At 42.0% G+C, this 1,969-nt stretch carries 3 protein-coding genes; all 3 read left to right on the plus strand.

The window, feature by feature from the left end; all coding sequences use genetic code 11:
* Window positions 1-199 precede the first annotated feature (199 nt).
* The 3 genes from PQ479_RS16870 to PQ479_RS16880 all read left to right on the plus strand — a co-directional run bounded on the left by PQ479_RS16870 (window position 200) and on the right by PQ479_RS16880 (window position 1,937).
* Window positions 200-592: a hypothetical protein gene (locus PQ479_RS16870; RefSeq protein ID WP_273717108.1), complete on the plus strand. Its 393-nt coding sequence runs from the start codon at window positions 200-202 to the stop codon at window positions 590-592.
* Window positions 593-797: 205 nt separating this feature from the next.
* Window positions 798-1,028 (plus strand): preprotein translocase subunit SecG, encoded by a 231-nt coding sequence (gene secG / locus PQ479_RS16875; RefSeq protein ID WP_047987215.1) that lies wholly within the window; start codon window positions 798-800, stop codon window positions 1,026-1,028.
* Window positions 1,029-1,247: 219 nt separating this feature from the next.
* Complete coding sequence (locus PQ479_RS16880) at window positions 1,248-1,937, plus strand: alpha/beta hydrolase (RefSeq protein WP_047987216.1); 690 nt, start codon at window positions 1,248-1,250, stop codon at window positions 1,935-1,937.
* The last annotated feature ends 32 nt before the right edge of the window (window positions 1,938-1,969 follow it).

Consider the following 1,969-nt stretch of genomic DNA (forward strand, 5'->3'; position numbering starts at 1 on the left):
TTTTTCGTCGTTGAAACTATTGTAACAGGAGTTTAATGATGTCTTTTCTTTTTACACAATTATATGGACTTAATCCTCGCAACCCCGAGATTCAGCGTTTGCACGGGGTTCCTCGCCCTTTTTCAACTCGCAACCCCGAGATTGGGCGTTTGCTCGGGGTTCCTCCGCTTTTTCCAGCTCGCAACCCCGAGATTCAGCGTTGCACGGGGTTACTCTCTCTTTTTCTGCTCGCAACCCCGAGATTGGGCGTTTGCACGGGGTTACTCTCTCTTTTTCTGCTCGCAACCCCGAGATTCAGCGTTTGCACGGGGTTCCTCGCCCTTTTTCCGCTCGCAACCCCGAGATTCGCCGTTTGCACGGGCTTTCTCCGCTTTTTCCAGCTCGTAACCCCGAGATTCCGTATTTGCACGGGCTTTCTCCCTCTTTTTCCGCCCGCAACCCCGAGATTCAGCGTTTGCACGGGGTTCCTCGCCCTTTTTCCGCTCGTAACCCCGAGATACAGCGTTTGCTCGGGCTCATATTGGCACTTCTTCACTTTTGCTACCACATAGTCGCTTTTTTTACCCACCCAAAAGTATACATTGTTATTTAATCGTTTTTGAACATTCTTAGATTAGCATTTATATTTCGTGTAGTTACTCACGCACTTCCTTTGAGATACTGACACGTTCAGCCTTTTTCTGCGGCAAGTCATTATGGAAGTTTTGTATGTGCTTTATATACAAGTTACCATTGCGATCTGATAGGCACTATGGTAAATTAAAGGGAGTGTATACAGTGCTGGAGGTGGAGTAGGAATGCAAACTATTGCATTTGTTCTATTAATTATTGTTTCTATTGCTTTAATTGCTGTTGTGTTATTACAATCAGGTCGTAGTGCTGGTTTGTCTGGTTCAATCTCAGGTGGAGCTGAACAGTTATTAGGCAAACAAAAGGCTCGTGGTATTGATGCTGTATTAATGAAAGCGACAATTGTATTAGGTATCCTCTTTTTTGCGCTTACCATTACCGTTGCTTTCTTTTTATAAGAACGACGAATGGAAACAGTAGGTATACACCTGCTGTTTTTTTGTATGTATGTGATAGGGTTCAACCGTGTACTCATCTATTTATTTGTGGATATAATAAATTAAGAATTGTGACATCCATAATGAGATTTTGACCGTTTGAAAATGGGTATAAAACATAAATGAAGTCGGTTTTAATGTCAGCCATTCTGTACAAACTAGATGAAATAAGGTGAGTAGATGATCGGATGTCTTTGTTTGCATGGGTTTACAGGTGAGCCTTGGGAAGTGGAGCCAGTTGCCAATTATTTATTCGAAAAAAAAAGGTGGCTTGTTTACACGCCTACTTTGCCAGGGCATGGACCAGAAGGGAACTTGGGCGATGTGACTTATGCCCATTGGCTATTAACGGCAGAAATTGCTGTCGAAGAATTATTAAGTCGTTGTGAAAAAGTATATGTCATTGGTTTTTCAATGGGAGGGATGCTTGCCTGTCATATCGCTGCAAAGTTCCCGGTAGAGAAGTTAGTGTTACTTAGTGCAGCTGCTTACTATGTAAATCCCATACAGCTATTGCAGGAGCTTAAAGATGTAGTCCGTCTACAATTTCGAGGTGAGCTAGAATCAGATGATCATTACCAGCTTTACCGACAGAAAGTGATGGAAACCCCTTTAAAGGCTGTCAAACAGTTTATGGATGCTGTGAGAGCGATAAAGCCTCAGCTTGGCAATGTAAAAATACCAACACTGATCGTTCAAGGTGAAAAAGATGGAATCGTTCCGGTGAAAAGTGCACAATTTTTATATGATACGATTGCATCAGAAAAGAAAGAGCTATTCTTCTTAAAAGATGCCAAACATATGATATGTCATGGATTCGAGCAATTCGAACTCATGCAAACGATTGAGGAATTTCTAATGAAGGAATAATGAATGAATGGGTCCATTTATCTGTGGAAATA

The organism is Alkalihalobacillus pseudalcaliphilus (assembly GCF_028610675.1).
GTDB lineage: Bacteria > Bacillota > Bacilli > Bacillales > Bacillaceae_D > Alkalihalobacillus > Alkalihalobacillus pseudalcaliphilus.